Annotated in this window: 24 protein-coding genes and 1 tRNA gene; 11 read left to right on the top strand and 14 right to left on the bottom strand. The window is 68.3% G+C overall.

The genetic code is table 11. The annotated features are described in order from the left end of the window. Positions 1-156: 156 nt before the first annotated feature. The 4 genes from AC3RXY_RS04890 to AC3RXY_RS04875 are packed head-to-tail and all read right to left on the bottom strand — an operon-like array spanning position 157 to position 3,451. Positions 157-1,464 carry a chymotrypsin family serine protease gene (locus tag AC3RXY_RS04890; RefSeq protein WP_491509772.1) on the bottom strand — a complete coding sequence of 436 codons (1,308 nt, stop codon included), beginning with the start codon at positions 1,462-1,464 and terminating at the stop codon, positions 157-159. A 52-nt stretch (positions 1,465-1,516) separates the two neighbouring features. Then, on the bottom strand, positions 1,517-2,110 hold the full coding sequence (locus tag AC3RXY_RS04885; protein ID WP_491509771.1) for an energy-coupling factor transporter transmembrane component T family protein: 594 nt from the start codon (positions 2,108-2,110) through the stop codon (positions 1,517-1,519). Next, positions 2,107-2,844 carry an energy-coupling factor ABC transporter ATP-binding protein gene (locus tag AC3RXY_RS04880; RefSeq protein ID WP_491509770.1) on the bottom strand — a complete coding sequence of 246 codons (738 nt, stop codon included), beginning with the start codon at positions 2,842-2,844 and terminating at the stop codon, positions 2,107-2,109. Before AC3RXY_RS04880 ends, AC3RXY_RS04885 begins: the two co-directional genes overlap by 4 nt. Continuing rightward, positions 2,834-3,451: a biotin transporter BioY gene (locus tag AC3RXY_RS04875; protein ID WP_491509769.1), complete on the bottom strand. Its 618-nt coding sequence runs from the start codon at positions 3,449-3,451 to the stop codon at positions 2,834-2,836. The genes AC3RXY_RS04880 and AC3RXY_RS04875 overlap by 11 nt, the downstream gene beginning before the upstream one ends. 75 nt (positions 3,452-3,526) lie before the next feature. Between AC3RXY_RS04875 and AC3RXY_RS04870 the strand changes: the two genes are divergently transcribed. Then, positions 3,527-4,078 (top strand): TetR family transcriptional regulator, encoded by a 552-nt coding sequence (locus AC3RXY_RS04870; protein ID WP_491509768.1) that lies wholly within the window; start codon positions 3,527-3,529, stop codon positions 4,076-4,078. Positions 4,079-4,456: 378 nt separating this feature from the next. Here AC3RXY_RS04870 and AC3RXY_RS04865 read toward each other — a convergent pair whose 3' ends face one another. The 6 genes from AC3RXY_RS04865 to sufB form a co-directional block, all read right to left on the bottom strand. After that, a complete protein-coding gene (locus AC3RXY_RS04865) occupies positions 4,457-5,371 on the bottom strand; it encodes a restriction endonuclease (protein WP_491509767.1) in 915 nt (304 codons plus the stop codon). Positions 5,372-5,579: 208 nt separating this feature from the next. Beyond that, complete coding sequence (locus tag AC3RXY_RS04860) at positions 5,580-5,909, bottom strand: metal-sulfur cluster assembly factor (RefSeq protein WP_491509766.1); 330 nt, start codon at positions 5,907-5,909, stop codon at positions 5,580-5,582. A 9-nt stretch (positions 5,910-5,918) separates the two neighbouring features. Then, a complete protein-coding gene (gene sufC, locus AC3RXY_RS04855) occupies positions 5,919-6,689 on the bottom strand; it encodes a Fe-S cluster assembly ATPase SufC (RefSeq protein WP_491509765.1) in 771 nt (256 codons plus the stop codon). Positions 6,690-6,737: 48 nt separating this feature from the next. Further along, on the bottom strand, positions 6,738-7,073 hold the full coding sequence (locus AC3RXY_RS04850; protein WP_491509764.1) for a non-heme iron oxygenase ferredoxin subunit: 336 nt from the start codon (positions 7,071-7,073) through the stop codon (positions 6,738-6,740). Beyond that, positions 7,070-8,251 (bottom strand): Fe-S cluster assembly protein SufD, encoded by a 1,182-nt coding sequence (gene sufD, locus AC3RXY_RS04845; protein WP_491509763.1) that lies wholly within the window; start codon positions 8,249-8,251, stop codon positions 7,070-7,072. The genes AC3RXY_RS04850 and sufD overlap by 4 nt, the downstream gene beginning before the upstream one ends. Then, on the bottom strand, positions 8,251-9,669 hold the full coding sequence (gene sufB / locus AC3RXY_RS04840; protein ID WP_491509762.1) for a Fe-S cluster assembly protein SufB: 1,419 nt from the start codon (positions 9,667-9,669) through the stop codon (positions 8,251-8,253). Before sufB ends, sufD begins: the two co-directional genes overlap by 1 nt. A 226-nt stretch (positions 9,670-9,895) precedes the next feature. On the opposite strand from sufB, the gene AC3RXY_RS04835 reads away from it, so the two are divergent. Next, the gene (locus AC3RXY_RS04835) at positions 9,896-11,014 is read left to right on the top strand and encodes a COX15/CtaA family protein (RefSeq protein WP_491509761.1); all 1,119 of its coding nucleotides are present in this window, start codon (positions 9,896-9,898) and stop codon (positions 11,012-11,014) included. 106 nt (positions 11,015-11,120) lie between these two features. Here the strand turns inward: AC3RXY_RS04835 and AC3RXY_RS04830 are convergent, their stop codons facing one another. Then, positions 11,121-12,035 (bottom strand): heme o synthase, encoded by a 915-nt coding sequence (locus tag AC3RXY_RS04830; RefSeq protein WP_491509852.1) that lies wholly within the window; start codon positions 12,033-12,035, stop codon positions 11,121-11,123. A 219-nt stretch (positions 12,036-12,254) separates the two neighbouring features. On the opposite strand from AC3RXY_RS04830, the gene tkt reads away from it, so the two are divergent. Genes tkt through pgl form a run of 6 tightly spaced genes read left to right on the top strand, consistent with a single transcriptional unit; the run spans position 12,255 to position 20,360 of the window. Beyond that, the gene (gene tkt, locus AC3RXY_RS04825) at positions 12,255-14,351 is read left to right on the top strand and encodes a transketolase (protein WP_491509760.1); all 2,097 of its coding nucleotides are present in this window, start codon (positions 12,255-12,257) and stop codon (positions 14,349-14,351) included. Beyond that, on the top strand, positions 14,348-15,460 hold the full coding sequence (gene tal, locus AC3RXY_RS04820) for a transaldolase (protein ID WP_491509759.1): 1,113 nt from the start codon (positions 14,348-14,350) through the stop codon (positions 15,458-15,460). The genes tkt and tal overlap by 4 nt, the downstream gene beginning before the upstream one ends. After that, on the top strand, positions 15,457-17,061 hold the full coding sequence (locus AC3RXY_RS04815; RefSeq protein ID WP_491509758.1) for a glucose-6-phosphate isomerase: 1,605 nt from the start codon (positions 15,457-15,459) through the stop codon (positions 17,059-17,061). Before tal ends, AC3RXY_RS04815 begins: the two co-directional genes overlap by 4 nt. Positions 17,062-17,074: 13 nt before the next feature. Beyond that, positions 17,075-18,622: a glucose-6-phosphate dehydrogenase gene (zwf, locus tag AC3RXY_RS04810; RefSeq protein WP_491509757.1), complete on the top strand. Its 1,548-nt coding sequence runs from the start codon at positions 17,075-17,077 to the stop codon at positions 18,620-18,622. Then, positions 18,619-19,578 carry a glucose-6-phosphate dehydrogenase assembly protein OpcA gene (locus AC3RXY_RS04805; protein ID WP_491509756.1) on the top strand — a complete coding sequence of 320 codons (960 nt, stop codon included), beginning with the start codon at positions 18,619-18,621 and terminating at the stop codon, positions 19,576-19,578. The genes zwf and AC3RXY_RS04805 overlap by 4 nt, the downstream gene beginning before the upstream one ends. Before the next feature lie 2 nt (positions 19,579-19,580). After that, positions 19,581-20,360 carry a 6-phosphogluconolactonase gene (gene pgl / locus AC3RXY_RS04800; RefSeq protein ID WP_491509755.1) on the top strand — a complete coding sequence of 260 codons (780 nt, stop codon included), beginning with the start codon at positions 19,581-19,583 and terminating at the stop codon, positions 20,358-20,360. On the opposite strand, the gene AC3RXY_RS04795 is transcribed toward pgl, so the two are convergent. Both AC3RXY_RS04795 and AC3RXY_RS04790 read right to left on the bottom strand, forming a co-directional pair. After that, positions 20,341-21,573, bottom strand: coding sequence for an FAD-dependent monooxygenase (locus tag AC3RXY_RS04795; protein WP_491509754.1), 1,233 nt, complete (start codon positions 21,571-21,573; stop codon positions 20,341-20,343). The genes pgl and AC3RXY_RS04795 overlap by 20 nt on opposite strands. Positions 21,574-21,578: 5 nt before the next feature. After that, positions 21,579-22,598, bottom strand: a complete 1,020-nt coding sequence (locus AC3RXY_RS04790; RefSeq protein ID WP_491509851.1) for a DMT family transporter — start codon at positions 22,596-22,598, stop codon at positions 21,579-21,581. Positions 22,599-22,773: 175 nt separating this feature from the next. On the opposite strand from AC3RXY_RS04790, the gene def reads away from it, so the two are divergent. The 3 genes from def to AC3RXY_RS04775 all read left to right on the top strand — a co-directional run bounded on the left by def (position 22,774) and on the right by AC3RXY_RS04775 (position 24,204). Then, entirely contained in the window at positions 22,774-23,340 is a 567-nt protein-coding gene (def, locus tag AC3RXY_RS04785; protein WP_491509753.1) for a peptide deformylase, read from the top strand. 126 nt (positions 23,341-23,466) lie between these two features. Then, positions 23,467-23,964: a septum formation family protein gene (locus AC3RXY_RS04780; protein WP_491509752.1), complete on the top strand. Its 498-nt coding sequence runs from the start codon at positions 23,467-23,469 to the stop codon at positions 23,962-23,964. A 167-nt stretch (positions 23,965-24,131) separates the two neighbouring features. Continuing rightward, positions 24,132-24,204: transfer RNA gene (locus AC3RXY_RS04775), tRNA-Asn, on the top strand. Positions 24,205-24,274: 70 nt separating this feature from the next. Here the strand turns inward: AC3RXY_RS04775 and AC3RXY_RS04770 are convergent. Continuing rightward, positions 24,275-25,036, bottom strand: a complete 762-nt coding sequence (locus AC3RXY_RS04770) for an ATP-binding cassette domain-containing protein (protein WP_491509751.1) — start codon at positions 25,034-25,036, stop codon at positions 24,275-24,277. Positions 25,037-25,091 lie beyond the last annotated feature (55 nt).

Below are 25,091 nucleotides of genomic sequence, written 5' to 3'. Positions count from 1 at the left end.
CCCCGTGCGGTCATCGCGTCGGCCCGATGCGGACGACCGTAGGCACCGCCTCCGCGCGCCCACCGCCAGATCTGCTCCGACCATTCTGCGGATTCGTCACGTGTACCGCCCTCCGCCAACTGCGCCCCCTGACGCCAGATACCTCGGTGTGATCTCTCAGGGAGCTTTATAGATTGATGCAGAAAGATTCGCGCTGGCCTGGACTTGAGGGATATACAAACAGTTTCCAGCTGCCCCGATGTATCCTGTCAGCATCCCAACACCAATGATCGTACCATTGGTGTTGGAGCGCACTACGGGGCTTCCACTGTCACCCTTAGGGCAATCAACGGGCCCTGAGGTCCCACCCTGGATAAGGGCAGGACCCACCGGGCCGTACCCCCAGTTCCACGCGGCATAGTTGTCCACGATATTTCGAGCGGTCTTTAGCCCGGAGCTACTGTTGAGAGCCACCAGGAGCGGGATATAGTTAGACGTTATATCTGAGACGACGTCACGTCTCGTGCTTGTAGATGGGCCCCCAAAGTACATGTTTGGATTAAACTGGCTCGGTCCGCCCGAGCTTCGGATCAAGAAGGTATCCGCCGCGACGTTGTAGTAGTATCTCGACCCTACTGATGTCCCAAAATTGTACCAGTTGGGGTATTGCACTGAGCCGTTGCTCATGTTGCGAGCGCAGTGCTCGGCCGTTGACCCCAGGACCTCCCCTGTGCCCCACTTCTTCCAGGTGAACCCCTGCGTGCAGAACCACGTATTCGAGTTGTGATTGTTCGTGAGGTTAGCATTCGGGCGTAGATTAATCGCGCCAGACCAGTTCGGGTCATCGTCAACTCGATTAGAACTCGGCGTGATGTACAGGGCACCTTCAACGCTGACGGGAATGCCTTCGATGATGAGCGAACCGTCGCTCCAGCGCTTCGCCGCCCCCACATCCTCCGTATGAATTGTCATCTCTCCGGCGATTGGGCTGAAGAAGACACTCGTGATCTGAGTGATCCCATACGAGGCGGCGAGTGGATCCTCCGGATCGACGAGGCGCATGGCTATCTGCGCCTGATGCCCTGGATTTGTATTCAGAGCGTTCGATCTCACTGGGTAGGTCGCGTCCGAAGCGACCTGATCCACGATGGACTCTATTTCTTTCGATGTCTGACTGTTCGCGTCATAGTGCACGACAAGCCCGCCATCGACTTCTTCGATCACCGTTTGCCCGGAGAACCGAGGATCAAGCTCATTGATCCCGGCCTCCTCTAGCCGCTTCAGCGTCGCATGAAGATCATCATTTGCCGTTTGCGCGAGGACTTCATCCACGGTCGGCATATCATCGCCATCGTGAGCACCATCCGCCGCCGAAGCGATGTTGAGCGGAGACAAAACCCCCACTATCAACGTCGCCAGCGCAGTTCCGATCGCAAACTTGCAGATCTTCGTCATTATCCCCCCAGATACGATTGGCTTGATCATAAAGCACGCCGCCCAATGGGACAAGCGTGAGATGATGCACGACGCTCCCGCGTCATCCAATCCCCCGCGCGGTCATCGCGTCGGAGACATCGTCGGCGCGACGCAACGACATCACCAGCAAGGGCACGATGGCGCGAACCCCGATGCGCACCCCCCTGGCCTGCTGGGCCTCGCGTACCCGCCGCGCCAGATCCGCGATCGATGGCACGAGGGCGATCGCGAGCGACAGCGTGAATCCCGCGCGCCACGGGTCGACGCCGAGACGTCGGAGAGGGGCCAGCATGCGTTGCACGACATCGAGCAGGTCGTCCGTGCGGGTGGTGAGGGTGAGCACGCCTGCCAGCAGGACGACTGCGACCACGCGCGCGGTGTTCACCAGCGCGGTCTGCGGCGCGAGGAAGATCACCTGAGGAAGGGCCAGCATCACCACGAGCCAGCGGATCCCCCACAGCTGGCGCGCCGCATCGCGGATACCCATGCCGCCGAGCACCGAGCCGGCGGCCACGACGAGGACCGCGGCGACAAGCACCACCGGCCCCGACGGGGTCAGCGACAGGGCAAGGGCCACCGTGGCGAGCCCCGCGAGCTTCCACCCCGCTGATGTGCGGTGCAGGAAGCTGCCTCCGGGACGGTAGAGCGATATCACGCCGCCTCCCGCCGATAGCGATCGATGACCTCTGCCGGCGGGCCGATGTGCTCCAGGCGGCCCCGCTCGAAGCGTAGCGCGATGGCGCATCGTGCGGCGAGCTCGAGATCGTGCGTGACGATGAGCGTCTGCGCCGCCGCTCCCCCGGTCAGCAGGTCGCCCATCCGCCGCGCGTTGACGAGATCGAGCAGCGTCGTCGGCTCGTCGGCGACCAGGAGCGATGGCGCCCCGGCGAGCACCGCGGTGAGCGCGAGCAACTGCTTCTGCCCCCCGGAGAGCGTGTGCGCCGCGCGGTCCGCCAGCCCGCCGAGTCCATGCCGGAGGAGCAAGCCTTCGACGCGTCCCGACACCTCGGACCGCGACAGGCCGCGGCCCCGAAAAGACAGCGCCACATCCTCCGCGACGGTCGGCATGAGGATCTGCGCGTCCGGGTCGGTGAACACGAATCCCACCCTGGCGCGAGCTGCCCGCGGATCGCGGGCGACGTCGACACCGTGCACCCGGACGCTTCCCTCCGTCGGCCGTACCAAGCCGTTGAGCAGCCGCGCGAAGGTCGACTTTCCGGAACCGTTGGCGCCGATCACCGCGATGGTCGGCTGATCGAGCGTCAGGCTCACCGGCTCGAGAATGCGGCGCCCCTCGATGACGACGCCCGCGCGATCGAGGCGGATGCCGGCGTCGTCAACGCCGACGCCGCCGGCGGCCGCACGTCGCATCGCCTGGTCAGCCCGCATCCGCCCGCACCGGTTCGGCAGACACGCTCGCGATCGTGCCCTCCCGCACCGCCGCGAAGGCCGGCGGATAGGCGCGCTGCAGGGCAAGGGTCAGCACCGTCGCCAGCACGGCCTTGACGATATCGCCCGGCACGAAGAGCAGGCTGGTCACAAGGGTTTCAGCCACGGGCAGCCCGGTGATCGCTGACTGCACCGGGATGCCGAGAGCGTAGATGCCGATGACGCCACCGACGAGGCATCCGAGCAGAACACGCCACGCGCGAAGCGGCCGCCCGCCAGCGTGGGCGATGAGGCCGACGAGGATCGCGCCGGGCAGCCAGCCCACAAGATATCCCACCGTTGGCCCGACGAAGACGCCCATTCCTCCGCGTCCGCCGGAGAGCACCGGGAGTCCGACGGCCACGAGGGCGATCACCACGAGGACAGCGAGCGCGCCCCGCCGCCACCCCAGCACGGCACCGGCGAGCATCACCCCGAGCGTCTGCGCGGTGATCGGCACCAGCCCGGGTACGGGAATCGCGGGAGCCAGTCCGAGCACGACGATGATCGCGGCGAACACCGCGATCCGGGCGATGTCACGGCTGTCGAAGGGGGCGGATCTGGTCATGGGTCCTCCTCGGGTCCGGAGGATCACGGCCTCCTGAACGGTGTTCAATTGAACGGCGTTCAGTATAGTCATGAGATGCCTCCGCCCGCACCACGCCTCGATCGCACCGTGATCGTCGAGGCCGCACTGGACCTCCTCGACGCGGTCGGGCTCGCCGACCTCACGATGCGGCGACTCGCCCTCACGCTGGGCATCCAGGCATCGGCGCTGTACTGGCACTTCCCCAGCAAGCAGGCGCTGCTCGCCGCGGTCGCAGACGCCATCATCGCCCCGGCCGTTGCATCTCTCGACGGCGACGCCAGCGCGGACGCCGTCGCGCGCGTCCTCCGCGACGCGCTCCTGCAACACCGTGACGGCGCGGAGGTGGTGATCAGCACGCAGGCGCTCGCGCTCGGCTCCGGCGCATCGCACGCCCGTCTGTCGGCGGCTCTGGGCAGCACGGGCCCCGGCGCGACCGTGCTCCTGCACTACCTGCTGGGGCACGCCACGATCGTCCAGCAGCGCATCCAGGCCGCCGCCCTCGGTGTCGTCGACGAAGACGCCGCGGCGACCGCCGACCGCATGGCCGCCGAGTTCGACGCGGGGGTCGCTGCCATCCTGCGCGGGCTCACCGCTGGCACCGGGTGAACGGCATCCGGCAGCACCGCGCACGGCAGTAGGCGCGAGTCCTCAGAACCGGGCCTCGGCCGCGCCAACCCGCTGCATGCGGCCTTCTTCCGGATACAGTCCCGCGGCGAGACGAACGCGGAGAGGCAGCGACGTCGACAGAGAAGGCGCGGACTGCGGTGGACGCCAGCACCCCGATGCGACGCTGACAAGACTGAGCCCCCGTCACGGCCCTGAGCTTCACCGCCACAGAGACAGCCAGCAGGCGGTAACGAGCAAGAGGCCTGGAAGAGCTGCCACGGTTGGCTCGTGTTATTGCGGACGCCATCGAGTGGAGCGTTCTCGACGACTGCGAGCGCATGAGCCGACCACGAGGGACTACGACCGGGCAGGAATCCCCTACTCGAAGTAGTCCTCGTCGACCTCCACGGCGCTGAACCGCTGTTTCTCCTGGACGCCGACACGATAGGCAATCATCAGGTCGACAAGCTTCGCGCCGTCGATCAGGATGATGCGTGATTGCACCTTTTCGGCGTAGGCGATGGCGCCCGAGGTGAATGCGCTCGTGGTCAGGAAGACGCCTCGCGAGGCTCCGAAGCCATGGAGCGCCCCGACGAAAGCCTGGATCGGCTCGCGACCGACGTTGTTGCCCTCTTTGTACCGTTTCGCCTGAATGTAAACCTGGTCAAGCCCCAGGGCGTCCTGATCGATGAGGCCGTCGATTCCCTCATCGTTGCTTCCGCCGATGCGCTTGCCACGCTGAGCGGCTCCCCCATACCCCATCTTCAAGAGCAGGTCCACGACGGCCTGTTCGAAAAAGTCGGGGTGGCTGTTCCGAAGCCTGTCAAGGAGACTCTCACCGACGCTGGCCTCGATACGAGCAACCGCGTCCTCGATGACTTCGATCGGGTCGGCGATCTCATCGGTGGTCTCCGCTTCCCTGCTCGGCGACGAAGTCTTTGCCTTCTCAGGCCAAAAGGGCGCGAAAACCTCGCGAGCGAGTGCGTAGTCGAATCCGCTCGGGTGGTCTGCCAGGGCCTTTCGGCCTGCGTCGTTGATGACGTAGCGGCCACGTTCGGGCTTATCGACCCATTGCGCCTTCCCGAGATGGCTGAGAACCCAGCCCATTCGTTGCTCGAAGCGGGTGCTGCCCGACTTCAGAGTCTCAGCACGGGCGTCGTCGCTGATGCCGATGTGCGCGGCAACAGCGTCGAAGATCTCGCGCCGCTGGTAGTTCCTTCCATCCGAGAGCACCCGGAGCGTGGGGACCACCAAGACTGGCCAAATCGGCACAAGCGATGAGTCTTCAGACATGGAGATCATTATCGCTGTTGCATTCGGGAAGGTCAGCGCCCCAAGCCCTGTTCGCCTCCGACGCACCCGCTGCCGTCTGGTACACGACGATGCTGATCTCCGCGCACCGCAAGTGTCGATCACGCTTCGCCCGTCAGAGCAAAGGCCACCCGCTCGGAAACACCGACCAGGAGCCGCCGTTCATCGGGCGACCGAGCGCGACCGATCGTCAGATGGCGAAGCCGAGCGCGCGCATCATGTCGCGCCCGTCGTCGGTGATGCGTTCCGGACCCCACGGCGGCATCCAGACCCAGTTGATCCGGAAACGTTCGACCACCGGCTCGAGCGCCTGCGCGGTCTGCTCCTCGAGGACGTCGGTGAGCGGACACCCCGCGCTCGTGAGCGTCATGTGGATCACGAGCGCATCTGTCTCGTCGTCCCAGGCCAGATCGTAGATCAGGCCGAGGTCGACGACGTTGATCCCCAGCTCGGGGTCCATGACGTCCTTCAGGGCTTCGAGGACCTCGTCGTACTTCTCCTCGGTGAGCGTCGCGGACATGGCCACAGCCTACGCCTGCAGCGGGGCGGAGGGGTCGAGGAAGCGGTCGTAGCCCTCCTCCTCGAGGCGGTCCGCGAGCTCGGGCCCGCCCTCTTCGACGATCTTGCCCGCGACGACGACGTGCACGAAGTCGGGGTGGATGTAGCGCAGGATCCGGGTGTAGTGCGTGATGAGGAGAACGCCCATCCCGCTCGACTCCTTGGCACGGTTCACGCCCTCGGAAACGATCTTGAGAGCGTCGACGTCGAGACCGGAGTCGGTCTCGTCGAGCACCGCGAACGCGGGCTTGAGGAGCTCGAGCTGGAGGATCTCGTGACGCTTCTTCTCACCACCGGAGAAACCCTCGTTGACGTTGCGCTGCGCGAACTTCGGATCCATGCGCAGGTCCTTCATGGCCTGCTTGACCTGCTTGGTCCAGTCGCGGATCGCGGGCGCCTCGCCATCGATGGCGGTCTTGGCGGTCCGCAGGAAGTTCGTCACGGTGACGCCGGGGATCTCGACCGGATACTGCATCGCGAGGAAGAGACCGGCGCGGGCGCGCTCGTCCACGCTCATTTCGAGGACATCCTCGCCGTCGAGCGTGATCGACCCCTGAGTGACGGTGTACTTCGGGTGGCCGGCGATCGTATAGGCCAGCGTGGACTTGCCGGAGCCGTTGGGGCCCATGATGGCGTGGGTCTCGCCGGAGCGCATCGTGAGGTCGATGCCGTTGAGGATCGGAGTGGTTCCGGCATCCGTCTCGACCGTCACGTGCAGGTCGCGGATCTCGAGGACAGACATGGTGGGGCTTCCTTCGTCAGTACGTGTGCGTGTGGTGAGGCGCCCGGCTCAGAGGCCGGAGACGTCCTTCGTCACGGTGGGATCGATGTAGACGTCGTCGTCGTCGATCTCGACGACGTAGACGGGGACCGGCTCGAACGCCGGCAGGTTCAGCGGCTTGCCAGTGTGCAGGGAGAACGCGGAGCCATGAGCCCAGCACTCCAGCGAATCTCCCTCGACGAAGCCGTCTGCCAGGGAGATGTCGCCGTGGGTGCAGGTGTCGCCGATCGCGAAGATGTCTCCGGCGGCGTCCATCACCACCGCGATCGGGACACCGTCGAGCTCGACCCGCAGGGCGGTGTCCTGCTCGAGATCGGAGACGGCGCAGGCGCGCTGTCGGGTCACTGCGCCTCCCCGGCGAGCTCGGCCTCGATGGCGTCGCGCAGCTCCTCCTCCAGGGACGGGATGCCGATGCGCTGGACGATCTCGCTGAGGAAGCCGATCACGACAAGCCGCCGCGCCTCCTCCTCGGCGATGCCGCGGGCCTGCAGGTAGAACAGCTGCTCGTCATCGAAGCGGCCGGTCGCGCTCGCGTGGCCGGCCCCGGCGATGTCACCGGTCTCGATCTCCAGGTTCGGGATGGAGTCGGCGTGGGCTCCCTCGGTGAGCACCAGGTTCCGGTTCGCCTCATAGGAGTCCGTGCCGGTGGCATCGGGACCGATCAGCACGTCACCGATCCAGACGCTGTGCGCCTTGTCGCCCTGCAGCGCACCCTTGTAGAGCACGTCGCCGACGGTGTGGGGCCCGTGGTGGTAGAGGTACACCTGGCTCTCCAGGTGCTGACCGGCGTCCGCGAAGGACAACCCGTAAAGGCGCCCCTCCGATCCGGACCCCGCGAGGTCGACGGACGGGTTGACGCGCACGACACCGCCGCCGAAGGTCACCACGAAGTGGGTGAGCTTCGCGTCGCGGTCGACCCGCGCCTGGTGGGCGGCGAGATGAACCGCGTCATCGTTCCAGCGCTGCACGCTCACCACCGTGAGCCGGGCGCCGTCGCGGACGATGATCTCCACGTTCTGGAGGTAGCGGGCGTCGCCGGCGTGGTGCAGCAGCACCGTCGCCGAGGAATGCGGCATGGCCTCGATGACGATATGGGATGCGCTGACGGCGTCGGCGCTTCCCGTCAGGTCGATGCGCACCGGTTCGGCGACCTCGTGGTCGGCGGGGATGCGCACGTGCAGCGGGTCTCCGGAACGCTGCCAGGCCAGGGCCGCAGGCAGATCCTCCGGGCGGAAGAACTCGCCACGCTCGCCGGAGGCGACCAGGAGAGCAGCCGCCTCGGCGGTGTCGATCTCCGCGGGCGCGGTGACCGCGTCATCGGAGAACAGCCCGCGGACGCGATCGATCGGAGTGTGCTTCCAGTTGACCTCGCGCCCGGTGGGCATGCCGAAATCAGCCGGGTCGAACGACGACAGTCGCTCAGATCGGGTCTGCACGGGAACGAAGGCCGCAGCCGGGTCGACGTGCGCGTGCTTCTCAGCGGCCTCCGCGGCGGTGCCGGGGGCCTCAGTGGTCGCCGCCATCAGCCGACCGATCCTTCCATGCCCATTTCAATGAGCTTGTTCAGTTCCATCGCATACTCCATCGGCAGCTCGCGCGCGATCGGCTCGATGAACCCGCGCACGATCATGGCCATCGCCTCGTCCTCTTCCAGCCCGCGAGACTGCAGGTAGAAGAGCTGCTCCTCGCTGACCTTCGACACCGTGGCCTCGTGACCGAGCTGCACGTCGTCGACGCGGATGTCGATCGCCGGATACGTGTCGGAGCGCGAGATCGTGTCGACCAGCAGAGCATCGCAGCGGACGGTGTTGGCGGAGTGATGGGCGTTCGCGTCGACGCGCACCTCGCCGCGGTAACCGGATCGGCCGCCGCCGCGCGCGATCGACTTCGACACGATCGACGACTGCGTGTAGGGCGCCATGTGAATCATCTTGGCGCCGGCGTCCTGATGCTGCCCAGGGCCGGCGAAGGCCACAGACAGGGTTTCGCCCTTGGCGTGCTCGCCCGTGAGGTAGATCGACGGATACTTCATCGTCACCTTCGAGCCGATGTTGCCGTCGACCCACTCCATGGTGGCGCCCTCTTCGGCGATCGCCCGCTTGGTGACGAGGTTGTAGACGTTGTTCGACCAGTTCTGAATCGTCGTGTAGCGGACGCGGGCGCCCTTCTTCACGATGATCTCGACGACCGCGGAGTGCAGCGAGTCGCTCTTGTAGATCGGCGCCGTGCAGCCCTCGATGTAGTGGACGTAGCTGTCCTCGTCCGCGATGATCAGCGTCCGCTCGAACTGGCCCATGTTCTCGGTGTTGATCCGGAAGTAGGCCTGCAGCGGGATCTCGACGTGCACGCCCTTGGGGACGTACACGAAGGAGCCGCCCGACCACACGGCGGTGTTGAGCGCGGCGAACTTGTTGTCCCCCGCCGGGATGACGGTGCCGAAGTACTCCGTGAAGAACTCCGGGTGCTCGCGCAGCGCCGTGTCGGTGTCGAGGAAGATCACGCCCTGACTCTCCAGGTCCTCGCGGATCTGGTGGTACACGACCTCCGACTCGTACTGGGCCGCGACGCCCGCAACGAGGCGCTGCCGCTCGGCCTCGGGGATACCCAGGCGCTCGTAGGTGTTGCGAATGTCCTCCGGCAGATCTTCCCAGCTCTGGGCCTGCTTCTCGGTGGACCGCACGAAGTACTTGATGTTGTCGAAGTCGATCTCGCTGAGGTCGGCGCCCCAGGTCGGCATCGGCTTGCGCCCGAAGAGCTGCAGGCCCTTGAGGCGAGTCTTCAGCATCCATTCCGGCTCCGCCTTGAGGGCGGAGATGTCACGCACCACCGCCTCGCTGAGGCCGCGCTTGGCGCTCGCGCCGGCTGCGTCGGCGTCGTGCCAGCCGAATTCATACACCCCCAGTCCGTCGAGCTCTGGGCGATCGATCAGCACATCCGACATCTCACACTCTCCTCATCGGGTCCGACGGTGTCAGCCGCCCCGGCACGCTGGTTCCCCGTTCGAGTGGGCGGGGTACGGCCGCTGGTGGGCCCTCTTCACATCGGCACGGACGTCCGCGCCTAGACTGGGGACGTGCGCGCCGCGCCGTCCCGCATCTCTGATTCTACAGGTTTCGAGCGGGGCAGAGCCCGCAGCGCCCCACCCGTCAGAGAGCCGGAGAAAATCGATGACTTCCACCGCCCCGTCGTCTGCCGCCCCCGCGCGAGAGGACGGTGTACGACCCCTCTGGGGCTGGCTGCCGACGGGCATCGACCGCCGGATCCGGGTGTTCGCCTGGCTGTCCTTCATCGCCGAGACCATCATCATCGGCACCGGCGGCGCCGTACGTCTGACCGGCTCCGGCCTGGGCTGCACGGAGTGGCCGCTGTGCACACCGGAGTCGCTGACACCGGTTCTCGAGGTTCAGGGGCTGCACGGGGCCATCGAGTTCGGCAACCGCATGATGACCGGCCTGGTGGGGATTCTCGCGATCGTCGTGCTGCTGTTCGTCCTGCACGCCGTCGGCGGGCGCCGCCTCTTCATCACAGCGGCCTGGTACGGGGCCGGTGGCGTCGTCGCTCTCGTCGCCGGCTCGGTCCTCGAGCGCATCGGGGTGCCGTTCGGGTTCGTCATCGGCTCGTCCGCGCTGACGCTGATCTGCATCGTCGCCGCCGTCCACGTCACCGCGGCCGCACCGCGTCGCAAGGATCTGGTGGCCCTCGCCGCGGTCGTGCTCGTCGGCGTCGTAGCCCAAGCCCTCGTCGGCGGCATCACCGTCAAGACCGATCTGAACCCGTTCATCGTCGGGTTCCATTACACCGCCTCTCTCCTGCTGGTCTGCGTCACCGCAGCGTTCCTGGTGCGCATGAACCAGCCGGACGGCGCTCGCGAGCGCACCGTTCCGCTGTGGTTCGCGATCCTCATGCACATCACAGGGCTCGCCCTGGCCGTGACGATCTTCTTCGGCGTCCTGACCACGGCGAACGGGCCCCACTCCGGCGACGCAGACATCGTCCGCACCGGTTTCGATGCCAGCGTGCTCGCGCACGTGCACTCCTGGCCGGGGTACATCCTGGCCGTCCTGCTGGCGACCGCACTGGTCGCCGCCCTCGTGCTGCGTCTTCCTCCGGCGCCGTGGCTGGTGGCCCTGACGCTCCTGGTCGTGGTGCAGATCGTCGTGGGCGTCTGGCAGGCCAGGACGTCGCTGCCGCCGGTTCTCGTCGGCGTGCACATGGTTCTCGCCGCGCTCGCGGCCGCCGCCTACACCGCGGCGGTGCTGAAGCTCAAGCGCCCGATCGAGCGCTGAGCGCCCGCGCCGAATCCTCAGGATGTTCAGGCCCGGGGGCCTGAACATCCTGAGGATTCGGCTAGGCCGACGAAGCGAGCCCGCCCCGCGCCCGACGGCGCAGGAATCAGAACGGCAGGAGCGGGTCCACGGCCACCGCGACGAACACCAGCGTCAGATAGGTGATCGAGGCGTGGAAGACGCGCATCGGCTTCGCGCCGCTGCCCGTGACCGCTCTGTTGTAGAGCACGTGGGACTCATAGATGAACCAGCCCCCGAACACGAGGGCGGAGGCCGAGTAGACGATCCCCATCCCGGCGACCGGGATGAGCAGAAGAGAGCACGCGACGGTCGCCCAGGCATACAGGATGACCTGCAGCCCCACCTGCGCGGCGCTCCGGGTCACGCCGAGCATCGGCACGTCGACGTCTTCGTAGTCGTCGGCGTACTTCATCGACAGGGGCCAGTAGTGCGGCGGCGTCCACAGGAACACCAGGACGAAGAGGATCCAGGCCGGCCAGCCGACCGAGCCCGTCACGGCCGCCCAGCCGATCAGCACAGGGAAGCACCCCGCGATTCCGCCCCAGACGATGTTCTGCTCGGTGCGGCGCTTGAGGATCATCGTGTAGATCACGACGTAGAAGAAGATCGCCGCGACCGACAGCGCCGTCGTCAGCGCGTTGGTGGTGAGGGCGAGCCACGCCGTGGACGCGACCGCGAGCACCCATGCGAACACCAGCGCTGCGCGGGGGGTGATCTCGCCGGTCACGAGCGGACGCCCCTCGGTCCGGTGCATCTTGGCGTCGATGTCACGGTCGAGGTACATGTTGAAGACCGCGGCAGAGGATGCACTCAGCGATCCGCCGATCACGGTGTTGATCATGAGCCAGAGGTTCGGCACGCCACCCTGCGCCAGGAACATCACCGGCACGGTCGAGACCAGCAGGAGCTCCAGGACGCGGGGCTTGGTGAGCGCGACATAGGCGCTGAGGGTCCGTCGGAACGAGCGCTGTGCCGCGGTCGGTCGGGTCACGGTCGAGATGTCGATCGCCTCCTCCAGGCATGAAAGCTGTGCACCCCGACGGAAACCGTCGTGCGCACCTTTCCGTAGTCTATCGTGACCGCCCGCGGGGCCGGCCTCGGCGACCGCGAATCCCTCGGCTCGGCGCAGACCCGTCACACTATGCTGGAACCGCGTGCACGCCGGGCTGGGCCGAGCCTGTCAGGTCCCGCGCAACCACACCGACAGAGAGGGCGCACAGTGACGCAACTGGACTGGGACGAGATCGATCGGCGCGCGGTGGACACCGCCCGAGTGCTGGCCGCCGATGCGGTGGAGAAGGTCGGCAACGGCCACCCCGGCACCGCGATGAGCCTGGCCCCGGCCGCCTATCTCCTCTACCAGCGGGTGATGCGGCATGATCCGACCGACACCGACTGGCTCGGCCGCGACCGCTTCATCCTCTCCGCCGGCCACAGCTCGCTGACGCAGTACGTGCAGCTGTACCTGGGCGGGTTCGGCCTCGAGCTCGACGACCTCAAGGCGCTGCGCACCTGGGGCTCGAAGACCCCCGGTCACCCGGAGTACGGCCACACCCGGGGCGTCGAGATCACGACGGGTCCGCTCGGACAGGGTCTGGCCTCCGCCGTGGGCTTCGCCTACGCGGCCCGCTACGAGCGCGGCCTGTTCGACCCGGAGGCCGCACCCGGCACCAGCCCGTTCGACCACTTCATCTACGTGATCGCCGGCGACGGCGATCTGCAGGAGGGCGTGACGAGCGAGGCCGCGTCCCTCGCGGGCCACCAGAAGCTCGGCAACCTGATCGCGATCTACGACTCGAACCAGATCTCGATCGAGGACGACACCGACATCGCTTTCAGCGAGGATGTCGCCGCACGCTACGAGGCGTACGGGTGGCAGGTGCAGACGGTCGATTGGAAGAGCACCGGAGAGTATGTCGAAGACGTCGCCGCGCTCAACGACGCGATCGCAGCAGCCCAGGCCGACACCGACCGCCCCTCGCTGATCATCCTGAAGACGATCATCGGCTGGCCGGCTCCCGGCAAGCAGAACACCGGCGGGATCCACGGGTCCAAGCTCGGTGCCGAGGAGCTCGCCGCCACGAAGCGCGTTCTCGGGTTCGACCCCGAGCAGAGCTTCGCCGTCGCCGACGACGTGATCGCCCACACCCGCGGTCTGGCCGCACGCGCCGCGGAGTCCCGCGCCGCGTGGCAGCGCGACTTCGATGCCTGGGCTGCCGCCAACCCGGAGCGCAAGGCGCTGCTGGACCGGCTTGAGGCCCATGAGCTGCCCGAGGACATCGCGGACGCCCTCCCGGTGTTCGAGGCCGGCACGTCGATCGCGACGCGTGCGGCATCCGGCAAGGTCATCAACGCCCTCGCAGCGCAGCTGCCAGAGCTCTGGGGCGGCTCCGCCGACCTCGCCGGCTCCAACAACACCACGATCGAGGGCGCTGCATCCTTCGTGCCGCCAGAGTGGTCCACCTCCTCGTGGCAGGGCGACCGATACGGCCGGGTGCTGCACTTCGGCGTCCGCGAGCACGCGATGGGGGCGATCGTCAACGGCATCGTCCTGCACGGACCGACCCGCGCCTACGGCGGCACGTTCCTGATCTTCAGCGACTACATGCGGCCGGCCGTGCGGTTGGCGGCGCTGATGAACGTGCCGAGCATCTTCGTCTGGACCCACGACTCGATCGCGCTCGGCGAGGACGGCCCGACGCACCAGCCCATCGAACAGCTGGCGACGCTGCGTGCGATCCCCAACATGACCATCGTGCGCCCCGCGGACGCGAATGAGACCGCGGTGGCGTGGCTCGAGCTGCTGCGGCGCCATGCGGGCCCCGCCGGCATCGCGCTGACCCGGCAGAACCTGCCGGTCCTGGCACGCGGAGACGGCGAGGCCAGCGGCGACACGCTGGCCTCCGCGGCCGACGTCGCGCGCGGCGCCTATGTGCTCGCCGAGGCGCCCAACGGCTCCCCCGACGTCATCATCATCGCCACCGGCTCCGAGGTTCACCTGGCCCTCGAGGCACGCGAGATCCTGCGCGGCGAAGGCGTGAACGCTCGCGTCGTCTCGGCCCCGTCCCTCGAGTGGTTCGCCGAGCAGGACGAGGCGTACCGCGAGCACGTGCTGCCGTCCGCCGTGACGGCACGCGTCTCCGTTGAGGCCGGCAGCCCGCTGACCTGGCGTGGGATCGTGGGCGACCACGGTCGCTCGGTCGGCATCGATCATTTCGGAGCATCGGCCAGCTACGAGACCCTGTACGAGAAGTTCGGCATCACCGCTGCGGCCGTGGTGGCCGCAGCCCAGGAGAGCATCGAGGAGAACCGATGACCACCCCCACCTCCGACCTCACGGCCGCCGGCGTCAGCATCTGGCTGGACGACCTCTCGCGCGCCCGCATCGCTTCCGGAAACATCGCCGACCTCATCCGCACCCGCGACATCAGCGGTGTGACGACGAACCCGTCGATCTTCGCCGCCGCGCTCACCAACCCGGACGACACCTCCTACGACGCGCAGGTCGCAGAGCTCGCCAAGAACGGCGCGACCGCGGAACAGGCTGTCTTCGAGGCGACCACCCAGGACGTGGCAGACGCTCTGGACGTGTTCCGCCCGACCTGGGAGGCCACGTCGCACGTCGACGGGCGCGTCTCGATCGAAGTCTCCCCCGACCTCGCGCATGATGCGGCCGGCACGGTCGCTCAGGCGAAGGAGCTGTGGGAGAAGATCGACCGACCCAACCTGCTGATCAAGATCCCGGCGACCGAGGCGGGCCTTCCAGCGATCGCGGACACGATCGCCGCCGGAATCAGCGTGAACGTCACGCTCATCTTCAGCCTCGACCGGTATGCCGCCGTCATCGATGCCTATCTGACGGGCCTCGAACGCGCGAAGGAGGCCGGCATCGACCTGTCGACCATCCATTCGGTCGCGTCGTTCTTCGTCTCCCGCGTCGACACCGAGACCGACAAGCGCCTCGATGCGATCGGCACAGAGGCCGCGGCGGCCCTGCGCGGCAAGGCGGGGCTGGCGAACGCACGACTCGCCTACGAGCTGTACGAGCGCGCCTTCACCTCGGATCGTGCGCTGGCCCTTCTCGCCGCAGGCGCGAACGCTCAGCGCCCGCTGTGGGCATCGACCGGCGTCAAGGACCCTGCCCTGCCCGACACGCTCTACGTGACCGAGCTGGTGGCGCCGAACGTCGTCAACACGATGCCGGAGAAGACCCTTGAGGCCCTGGCCGACCACGGCGTGGTCACCGGGGACACCATCACCGGTGGCTATGAGGATGCGCACGCCGTCTTCGCCGGGCTCGCTGCTGCGGGCATCGACTTCGACGATGTGACCCGGGTGCTGGAAGAGGAGGGCGTGGCGAAGTTCATCGACTCCTGGCACGACCTCCTCGGCCAGGTGTCCGAGACGATGGAGGGCCTCCGATGAGCTTCGAGCTGCACGCCACCGGCGCACCGCAGGACGCCATCGACCGGATCGTGCCGACCCTGGTCGACGACATGGTGGCCTCCCGTCTCACCGCCGGAGACGCCACCCTCTGGGGGCCGGACGCCGAAGACGAGGCCGCGCGGCGCCTCGGCTGGGTCGACGCCGTGTCGGTGTCACGTCCGCTGGTGCCGGAGATCCTCGCCCTGCGCGAAGAGCTGCGCGAGCGAGGCGTCGACCGCTTCGTGCTCGCCGGCATGGGCGGCTCATCCCTCGCTCCGGAGGTCATCACGGCCACGGCCGGCGTCGAGCTCACCATCCTGGACTCGACCGCCCCCGGTCAGGTGCTCGCGGCCCTCGACGGCGACCTCAGCCGCACCGCCCTCATCGTGTCATCGAAGTCGGGGTCCACGGTCGAGACCGATTCTCAGCGCCGCGCCTTCGCGGCGGCGTTCCGCGATCTCGGCATCGATCCCGCCGACCGGATCATCGTGGTGACGGACCCCGGCTCCCCGCTGGAGCAGCAGGCTCGCGAGGCGGGTCACCGCGTGTTCCTCGCCGATCCCACCGTGGGCGGCCGCTACTCCGCTCTCACCGCTTTCGGCCTCGTGCCCTCCGGGCTCGCCGGGGCCGACATCGGGGAGCTCCTCGACGAGGCCGAGGCCATGGCGCTCTCGCTCGCGGTCGACAGCGCGGACAACCCCGGTCTGCGTCTGGCCGCGGCGATCGCCGGCACCGACCCGCGGCGCGACAAGCTGGCGCTGATCTCCGACGGCACCCACATCGACGGCCTCCCGGCCTGGATCGAGCAGCTCGTCGCGGAGTCGACGGGCAAACAGGGCACCGGCATCCTCCCGGTCGTGATCCTGCCGGTCTCCCCCGAGATCGACGCCCACCAGCCCGATGTCCAGATCGTGCGTATCGTCGACGACGCGGAACACTTCCGCCTCATCGAGCGCCACCCTGGCGAGATCCTCGTCAGCGGCACGCTCGGGGCACAGTTCGTGGTGTGGGAGTACGCCACCGCGATCGCGGGCCGCATCCTCGGCATCGACCCCTTCGACCAGCCGGATGTCGAATCCGCCAAGGCCGCCGCCCGCGGGCTGCTCGAGGCTCAGCCAGAGCCGGTCGCTCCGGCGTTCGTCGAGGGCTCGATCGAGGTGCGCGTCTCCGATCCGTCCTTGGCCGCCGATGGAACGCTCGCCGGTGTCCTCGATGCCCTGTGGGCTCGGATCCCGGAGGACGGATACGTCGCGGTGCAGGCTTACGTCGACCGCATCGAGATGCCGCAGCTCTCCGGCATCCGCGAGATGGTGGCGGCGGACTCCGCACGCCCCACGACCTTCGGGTGGGGACCGCGGTTCCTGCACTCGACGGGCCAGTACCATAAGGGCGGTCCGGCGACAGGCGTGTTCCTGCAGATTCTGCAGGACTCCGACGTCGACGTGGAGATCCCCGAGCGTCCCTTCACGTTCGGCGGCCTGATCGCCGCGCAGGCCTCGGGAGACGCTGCGGTGCTCGCCGCACGCGGATGCCCGGTCGTCACCCTCACCATCACCGATTCCCCGGACGACGTGCTCGCGTTGTTCGAGGCGGCTCAGTAAGGCTTCAGCACGGATGCCCTCCCCCATCACTCGTGGTGTCAACCCCCTCCGTGACCCGGACGACCTCCGCCTGAACCGCATCGCCGGCCCCAGCGCACTGGTCATCTTCGGCGTCACCGGCGACCTCTCCCGCAAGAAGCTCCTGCCGGCCGTCTACGACCTCGCCAACCGTGGCCTGCTGCCCCCCGGCTTCGCCCTGGTCGGCTTCGCCCGTCGCGACTGGGACGACCAGGACTTCGCGCAGGTCGTGCTCGAAGCCGTCAAGGAGCACGCCCGCACTCCCTTCCAGGAGGAGACGTGGCAGCAGCTGCTCCAGGGCATCCGGTTCGTCTCAGGAGAGTTCGACGACCCCGATGCCTTCCGGCGGCTGCGCGAGACGGTCGAGCGTCTGGACGTCGAACGCGGCACGATGGGCAACCACGCCTTCTATCTGTCGATCCCGCCGAAGGCCTTCCCCGTCGTGGCCAAGCAGCTGCGGGACTCCGGTCTGGTCGATGAGACGCAGGACGAGGACCGCTGGCGTCGTGTCGTGATCGAGAAGCCTTTCGGGCACGACCTCGCTTCCGCCCGCACGCTGAACCGTGCACTGGAGGGCACCTTCCCCGCCGACTCGATCTTCCGGATCGATCACTACCTCGGCAAGGAGACGGTGCAGAACATCCTGGCGCTGCGCTTCGCGAATGAGCTCTACGAGCCGCTGTGGAATCGCAACTACGTCGACCACGTGCAGATCACGATGGCGGAGGACATCGGTGTCGGCGGCCGTGCCGGGTACTACGACGGCATCGGCGCTGCGCGCGACGTCATCCAGAACCACCTGCTGCAGCTGCTGGCGCTCACCGCGATGGAGGAGCCGATCAGCCTCTCGGCCGAGCACCTCCGCGCCGAGAAGGAGAAGGTGCTCGCAGCCGTCCGGCTCCCCGAGGACCTCTCCCTCGCGACCGCGCGCGGGCAGTACGCCGGCGGATGGCAGGGCGGGGAGAAGGTCGCCGGCTTCCTCGCGGAGGACGGCATGAACCCGGAGTCCGCCACCGAGACCTACGCGGCGATCAAGCTCGAGATCGCAACGCGACGGTGGGCCGGCGTGCCGTTCTACCTGCGCACCGGGAAGCGGCTCGGACGCCGTGTCACCGAGATCGCGGTGGTCTTCAATCGCGCCCCCGAGAACCTGTTCGGTCGCGGCCGGTCGACCGAGTTCGGTCAGAACGCGCTCGTGATCCGTGTTCAGCCCGATGAGGGTGTGACGCTGCGGTTCGGCTCGAAGATCCCCGGAACGGGCACCAACGTGCGCGACGTGACGATGGACTTCGGCTACGGGCATGCGTTCACCGAGGCCAGCCCGGAAGCCTACGAGCGACTCATCCTCGACGTGCTCCTGGGCGACCCGCCGCTGTTCCCCCGGCACGAGGAAGTCGAGCTCTCGTGGAAGATCCTCGACCCCATCGAGGAGTACTGGGCCGCGCAGAGCGGTCCGCTCGAGCAGTACGCTCCCGGATCCTGGGGGCCGGCATCCGCCGACGACCTCCTCGCCCGCGACGGCCGTGTGTGGAGGCGCCCGTGATCATCGACCTTCCCGACACCACCATCGGTGCCGTGGCCCGCAAGCTCGTCACCGTGCGCGAGGACGGCGGCGCTGTCGCTCTCGGCCGCGTCCTGACGCTCGTGATCGCAGCGCGCAACGGCGTGGCTGAAGCGGCGATCGACGCGGCGAACGATGCCTCACGCGAGCATCCGATGCGCGTGATCGTGCTGACGACGGGCCCGGGCGACGCGCGGCTCGACGCCCAGATCCGCGTCGGCGGCGACGCCGGCGCCAGCGAAGTGATCGTGCTGCACGCCTACGGTGAGGCTGCGCAGAATGAGGAAAGCCTGGTCACCGGTCTTCTGCTGCCCGACGCCCCCGTCGTGGCGTGGTGGCCGGAGGCGACCCCGGAGAACCCGTCGGCCGAACCGCTCGGACGGATCGCGCAACGCCGGATCACCGATGCCGCCTCGGCCGACGACGTTCGGACAGAGCTCAGCGAGCTTGCGGCGCATCACGCTCCCGGCGACACCGATCTGGCATGGACCCGTCTGACCCGGTGGCGTGAACAGCTCGCCGCCGTGCTCGATCAGCCGCCCTTCGAGGAGGTCACAGCCGTCGAGGTACGCGGTTCCGCTGAGTCGCCGTCCACCGCGCTGCTGGCGGCCTGGCTCGGCATGGCTCTCGATGTCCCGGTGGAGTGGGTGGCCGAAGGTCCCGACGAGTGGTCGCACGGCATCCGCAGCGTCCGGCTGGTCCGCCCCTCCGGCGCGATTCTGCTGGAGCGGCGCTCGCCCGAAGTCGCCGTGCTCACCCAGCCAGGTCAGCCGGACCATGAGCTGCATCTCCCCCGCCGCACCCTGCGCGAGTGTCTGGCGGAGGAGCTACGGCGCCTCGACGCCGATCCGCTCTACGGTCGTGTCATCACCGAGGGCTGGCCTGCTTTGCCGCCCGCCGTCGAATCGCCTGCATCGCCGGTGAGATCGGAGTCCTGAGCATGCCCAGCGCGCCCGCCGCCAAACGGGTCTTCGTCGTCGAGGACGCCGGTTCCTTGCCGCCGAAGGTCGCCAAGCGTCTCCTCGACCGGGTCGGGCGTCGCTTGGCGAACGGCAAGACAGCCCACATCTGCCTCACCGGCGGCTCGATGGGCGGGGCGGTGCTGCGCGCGGTCGCCGCGCATCCCGATGTGGCCGGGATCGACTGGAGCCGCGTGCATTTCTGGTGGGGCGATGAGCGGTTCGTGCCGCGCGACGACCCCGACCGCAATGCCCGGCAGGCGCGCGAGGCACTGCTCGACCACATCGCGGTGCCCGCGGAGAACATTCATGAGATCGCCGCTTCCGATGACGGCGTGAGCCTCGACGACGCCGCAACCGCCTACGCCGCGGAGCTCGCCGGTTTCGGAGACGGCGACCGGGCGTGGCCGGAGATGACGGTGTGCTTCCTGGGGGTCGGGCCGGACGGGCACGTCGCGTCGCTCTTCCCCGAGCGGCCGGAGGCGACACGCACCGACGCGGCAGCGCTCCCCGTGCGCGACTCCCCCAAGCCGCCGCCGGAGCGCGTGACGCTCACCCGGCCGGTGCTGAACGCGTCCAAGCGCGTGTGGCTCGTGCTGACGGGGGCCGAGAAGGCGTCAGCACTCGGTCTCGCCCTCGCCGGGGCCGACTACGCGCACGTTCCCGCAGCGGGCGTACGCGGCACCCGACAGACGGTGTTCTTCGTGGACGCCCCGGCTGCCGCGGGTGTCCCAGCGGATCTCATCGACCGGGATCAGTGATGCCCTCCTGCGCACCGGGCGACGACCCGGTGCGCGTCGGCGGCTCCCAGTTCTGCACGCCGCGCAGCTGACGGTGCAGCACCCCTGGCGGGGTCGCGCGCAGCAGTGTGTCTCGCACGCGCGCGAATCCCGCACCGCCGGTGTGCGCGAGCGTCCCGATCATTCGCGAGCGCTGGGCGATCGCTTGGCTCCGCGGCCGCCGCAGCCGGTCGTAGGTGCGCAGCGCCGCACGCAGCGCTGCGTGATCGGGGGCGGTGTCCACGGCCAGGGGCGCCAGGAGCGTGGCGAGCGTCGCGGCGTCTTCGAGGGCTTGTCCCCCGCCCTGACCGAGGTTCGGGGTCATGGCGTGGGCGGCGTCGCCGAGGAGGACGATGCGATCGTGCACGAAGGAGCGCAGCCGCCCGCCGAGCTCCTCCACCGGAAGACACTGGATCGCCTCGGGGGTCGTGGCCTCGATCAGTTCCGGAACAGGCGTGTGCCAGTCGCCGAAGAGCCGGATCAGCTCTGCGGCGTGGTCGCGCTCGTCCGGGTCGGGGACGCCTGGCTTCGCCGGGTCGGCCGTGACCACCGCGAACCAGTAGACCCGGCCGCTCGCCAGCGGAGCGATGCCGAAGCGCTTCCCGACGCCCCACGTCTCCCCCGCCTCGCCGTGGAGGTCGACCGCCGTGTCTGTGATGCCGCGCCACACGGCATAGCCCGCATGGACGACGCCGGGATCCTCCGGCCGCTCCCGGCGGCGCGCCGTGCTGCGCAGACCGTCTGCGGCCACGATGAGGTCGAACGAGGATGCCGTCTCGGTTCCGTCGGACCGGATCGCACCGACGCCGCCCTCCGGGGTGACGTGGATCACCCTGCTGCCGGGACGCAGCTCCGTGTCGCCGATTCCGCCGAGCAGGAGCGCATGCAGGTCGGCGCGATCGACCACGCGGAGGTCTGTCAGCGCCTCCGCCGGTGACGTGGTGAGCCAGCGACCATCCGGGCGTCTCTGACCGCTGCGGAACAGGCCGGTGCCGGAGCCGCCGATCTGCCGCAGCGCGTCGGCGAAACCGAGATGATCGAGAGCTCGCACGGCGTTTCCGAACAGGGACAGGCCAGATCCGCCCGGCCGCAGATCGGCGGCGCGCTCATGCACGACGACGTCTGCACCGGCACGGTGCAGACCGGCGGCCGCGGCAAGACCGCCGATGCCGGAGCCGACCACAGCGACCCTCATCGGCGTCAGAGCGGATCGGTGCTGTTGGCCGGAGGCGTCGGCCGCGACGCCTCGCGTGGTGCCACTGGCGTCGGTTCGGACGCGGAGCGCACGATCGGGCTGTCCGCGGCGTAGGGCCGGGGGCCGTCCCCGCTGCTGCCGCGCTGGAGACCGAGGCCCTGGCTCTCGCTCAGGACCTGAGGATGGTAGCGGGCGAGGCTGATGACGCCGACCACAGCGATCGCGCCGAACACGCCGAACGAGACGAAGACCGCCAGCGGCGCTCCGGCCGCCTCCTGCAGCACCGTGAGCCCGATCACCACCGCCACGATCGGATCGATCACGGTCAGGCCGGCGATCACCAGGTCCGGTGGACCTGAGCTGTAGGCGGTCTGCACGAAGTAGGCTCCGACCGCGGACGCCGCGACCAGGGCGATCACGCAGATGAGCGTGATCCACTCGAACTCGCCCGCCTGGATCCGGCTGATGATGACCTTCGCGAGCGTGGCGACGAAGCCGTAGAGGATCCCCGCCGCCGAGATGTAGAAGAACGCTCCCATCCTGTTGCGCAGCAGCACCCACAGCGCGCCGAGCACGATGATCATGAGCAGCAGGATCGCGAGAATGATGAACAGCTCGCGCTCGGTCACGTCGTGCTCCGTGGCGAACAGCGCCGCCACCATCACGAACAGGAAGATCCCTCCGACGCACAGGCCGATCGACACGAGCGAACGCTTCGTGGGCGCGTGGCCGGAGAAGCGGGCGTTCAGCAGCGTCGTGATCACCAGCGCGATCGCGCCGAGCGGCTGCACCACGATCAGGGGGGCCACCGAGATCGCACCGAGCTGACAGACCACGGCGAGTCCGAGCATGAGCGTGCCGATGATCCAGGACGGCCGGCGCAGCAGCCGCAGCAGGTGTGCGACGGAAAGCCCCTGCCGCGCTCCGGCGCCGCTGAGCCGCTCGACCTTCTCGACACCGCGGTGCTGATACTGCGCGCCGAGGGACATGAACACCGCTCCGGCCAGAGCCAGCGGGATGCCCATGAGCAGACCGGGGTTCTGGAACGCGCCGACCAGTTGGTCTCCGACATCACCCACGTCCGTGGCGAAGCTCCACGCGTTCCCATTCACCCTCTGACCCTACCGTTCCCTGGCCGTGGTCCCTCGGAAACGGAACGCCGAAACACAGGTTCCTCCCAGGCAGCGATAGAGTCTTACGGTGAGCGTCCTCCCCATCCGCATCATCGGTGATCCCGTCCTGCACTCGCGCGCTGCCGAGGTGACAGAGATCACCGAGGAGATCCGGACGCTCGTGGCCGATATGTACGAGACCATGGACCTCGCTCCGGGCGTCGGTCTCGCAGCGCCGCAGGTCGGCGTCGCGCTGCGCATCTTCACGTACTCCTATGTCGACGATGACGACGAGCCCTGGCGTGGGGAAATCATCAACCCCGAGCTGTGGATCACTCCGGTGGAACCCGGCAACCCGGATCCGGATCTCGAGTCCGAGGGGTGCCTCTCCTTCCCGGGCGAGCGGTTCCCGCTGCGGCGCTCCGATCGCGTCCGCGTGACCGGCACGGATCTGGAGGGCCGGCCGGTCGCGATCGACGTGGACGGCTGGCGAGCGCGGATCATGCAGCACGAGTTCGATCATCTCGATGGGATCCTCTACGTGGACCGCCTCGGCGACGGCGACAGCAAGACCGTCCAGAAGATCACCCGGAAGCGCGGCTGGGGCCGGCCCGGGTGCCGATGGACTCCCGGGATCGACGACCTCGAGGGCTGAGCGGATCATCCGCACGGCTCCGCGGGAGCCCGTCCTCACCACAGACCTGCCCCCTACCCAGAAGAAAGATCACCCCGGCGGCCCGGCCCGCCGGCAGGAAGGAAAGAAGAAGAAATGAGAAATGGGATGCGTCGCCGTCTGGCCCTTGCCGTCGGCGCGACCGCGATCATCGCGAGCCTGACCGGATGTAGCGTTCTTCAGAGCGTGCTCGGAGGCAATGATGCCAAGCGCGACGACGCCACCGGCGAGGTCGTCGAAGAAGCGAACATCGACATCTTCAGCCTCAAGGTCGGCGACTGCAAGATGGAGGACTCGGCCACCGAGGTCTCCGACACCAACGTCGTCCCCTGCACCGAGCCGCACGACGAGGAGGTGTTCTTCGAGTTCAGCCTCCCGGAGGGCGACTTCCCCGGTCAGGACGCCATCGGCGACGCCGCCGTTGAGGCCTGCCACCCGGAGTTCACCACGTTCGTCGGCGTCGCCTACGAGGAGTCGACGCTCGACTACTTCTGGTACACCCCGACGCAGCAGACCTGGGACCAGATGAACGACCGCCTCGTGCAGTGCGTGATCTACGACCCCGCCGGGCCGGTCACCGGTTCCCTCAAGGGGTCGGCGAAGTAACATTCCGCCGCTGTGACGACGGCAGGCCCCGGCACGACGCGTTCGTGCCGGGGCCTGCCGTCTCGGGAAGCGCGACACGCGCGGCTTTCCGGCCGTGTCTTCGCGGGGGCTCGGAGTTTGATACGATATTCGAGTTGCCCGCGCGGGAGACCACACGGGCAACATGATCCTCGGTAGCTCAATTGGCAGAGCAGCCGGCTGTTAACCGGCAGGTTCTTGGTTCGAGTCCAAGCCGGGGAGCGTACGAAGCCCCGATCCGGGACCATCATGGTCCTGGGTCGGGGCTTCTCCCTTTTCCCGATGCGGCGCGTCAGCGCGCGCCCGGCGACCAGGCGAGGTCGTCACCGGCGCCCCGGGCGATCACATGCCCGCTCCGCAGCAACAGCGTGTCTGCACCCAGCTCGCGGCTGGTCTCTGGGTCGTTGGTGAGCAGGAGCGCGCTCATGCCCCGGTCACGGCGGCGCCGGTCGAGCGCCGCGAAGACGACGGGGCGAACCTCATGGTCGAGATTGGCGAGCGGCTCGTCGGCGACGAGGACGCGCGGATCGAGCACGAGAGCCCGGGCGATCGCCACACGCTGTCGCATGCCGGCGCTGAGCTCGTACGGAAACCGCTCCGCGGTGCCGAGCGACAGGTGGAGCTCATCGAGCAGTTGCGCCGCGCGAATCGAGAGGGCGCGCGTGTTCACCCGCCGCTCCCGCTGCAGGATCGGCTCTGCGATGATCTCCTGGACGGTGAGGCGCGGGGGGAGGTCGGCACCCGCTCGCTGTGCGAGGTAGCCCGTGACGTAGGTCAGCACCCGCCGCCGGCGGCCGGGACGGCGGACCGAGATGCCGCACACCTCCGCGTCGCCGCCGACGACGCGGATGCTGGAGTCGTCGATGCCCGCGAGCGCTCCGGCCAGTGTCGACTTGCCGGAGCCGGTCGGACCGGCCACGCACAGCAGCCCCCCGGGATCGAGCCGGAACGTGACACCGTCGATCGCACGCACCTGCGCGCCCTGCCCGAGGCGGTCGACCACCAGGTCCACGCAGTCGATGGCGTTCGGGGTATCCGTCGACGTCGCGCGCATGTCCCCATCCTGCCCGTTCGATCCCGCGGGCGCACGTCCGGCCGGCGCACGGCGA

It is taken from the genome of Microbacterium longlingense, from assembly GCF_058349825.2.
The sequence above is the reverse complement of the archived record's forward strand: the minus strand, read 5'-3'. Positions and strand labels throughout refer to the sequence as shown.

Coding starts and splice junctions, on each gene's coding strand:
- AC3RXY_RS04890 (WP_491509772.1), bottom strand. CDS start 1,464: ATGATCAAGCCAATCGTATCTGGGGGGATAATGACGAAGATCTGCAAG.
- AC3RXY_RS04880 (WP_491509770.1), bottom strand. CDS start 2,844: ATGCGGGCTGACCAGGCGATGCGACGTGCGGCCGCCGGCGGCGTCGGC.
- AC3RXY_RS04875 (WP_491509769.1), bottom strand. CDS start 3,451: ATGACCAGATCCGCCCCCTTCGACAGCCGTGACATCGCCCGGATCGCG.
- AC3RXY_RS04870 (WP_491509768.1), top strand. CDS start 3,527: ATGCCTCCGCCCGCACCACGCCTCGATCGCACCGTGATCGTCGAGGCC.
- AC3RXY_RS04865 (WP_491509767.1), bottom strand. CDS start 5,371: ATGTCTGAAGACTCATCGCTTGTGCCGATTTGGCCAGTCTTGGTGGTC.
- AC3RXY_RS04860 (WP_491509766.1), bottom strand. CDS start 5,909: ATGTCCGCGACGCTCACCGAGGAGAAGTACGACGAGGTCCTCGAAGCC.
- sufC (WP_491509765.1), bottom strand. CDS start 6,689: ATGTCTGTCCTCGAGATCCGCGACCTGCACGTGACGGTCGAGACGGAT.
- sufD (WP_491509763.1), bottom strand. CDS start 8,251: ATGGCGGCGACCACTGAGGCCCCCGGCACCGCCGCGGAGGCCGCTGAG.
- sufB (WP_491509762.1), bottom strand. CDS start 9,669: ATGTCGGATGTGCTGATCGATCGCCCAGAGCTCGACGGACTGGGGGTG.
- AC3RXY_RS04835 (WP_491509761.1), top strand. CDS start 9,896: ATGACTTCCACCGCCCCGTCGTCTGCCGCCCCCGCGCGAGAGGACGGT.
- tal (WP_491509759.1), top strand. CDS start 14,348: ATGACCACCCCCACCTCCGACCTCACGGCCGCCGGCGTCAGCATCTGG.
- AC3RXY_RS04815 (WP_491509758.1), top strand. CDS start 15,457: ATGAGCTTCGAGCTGCACGCCACCGGCGCACCGCAGGACGCCATCGAC.
- zwf (WP_491509757.1), top strand. CDS start 17,075: ATGCCCTCCCCCATCACTCGTGGTGTCAACCCCCTCCGTGACCCGGAC.
- pgl (WP_491509755.1), top strand. CDS start 19,581: ATGCCCAGCGCGCCCGCCGCCAAACGGGTCTTCGTCGTCGAGGACGCC.
- AC3RXY_RS04795 (WP_491509754.1), bottom strand. CDS start 21,573: ATGAGGGTCGCTGTGGTCGGCTCCGGCATCGGCGGTCTTGCCGCGGCC.
- AC3RXY_RS04790 (WP_491509851.1), bottom strand. CDS start 22,598: ATGGGCATCCCGCTGGCTCTGGCCGGAGCGGTGTTCATGTCCCTCGGC.
- AC3RXY_RS04780 (WP_491509752.1), top strand. CDS start 23,467: ATGCGTCGCCGTCTGGCCCTTGCCGTCGGCGCGACCGCGATCATCGCG.
- AC3RXY_RS04770 (WP_491509751.1), bottom strand. CDS start 25,036: ATGCGCGCGACGTCGACGGATACCCCGAACGCCATCGACTGCGTGGAC.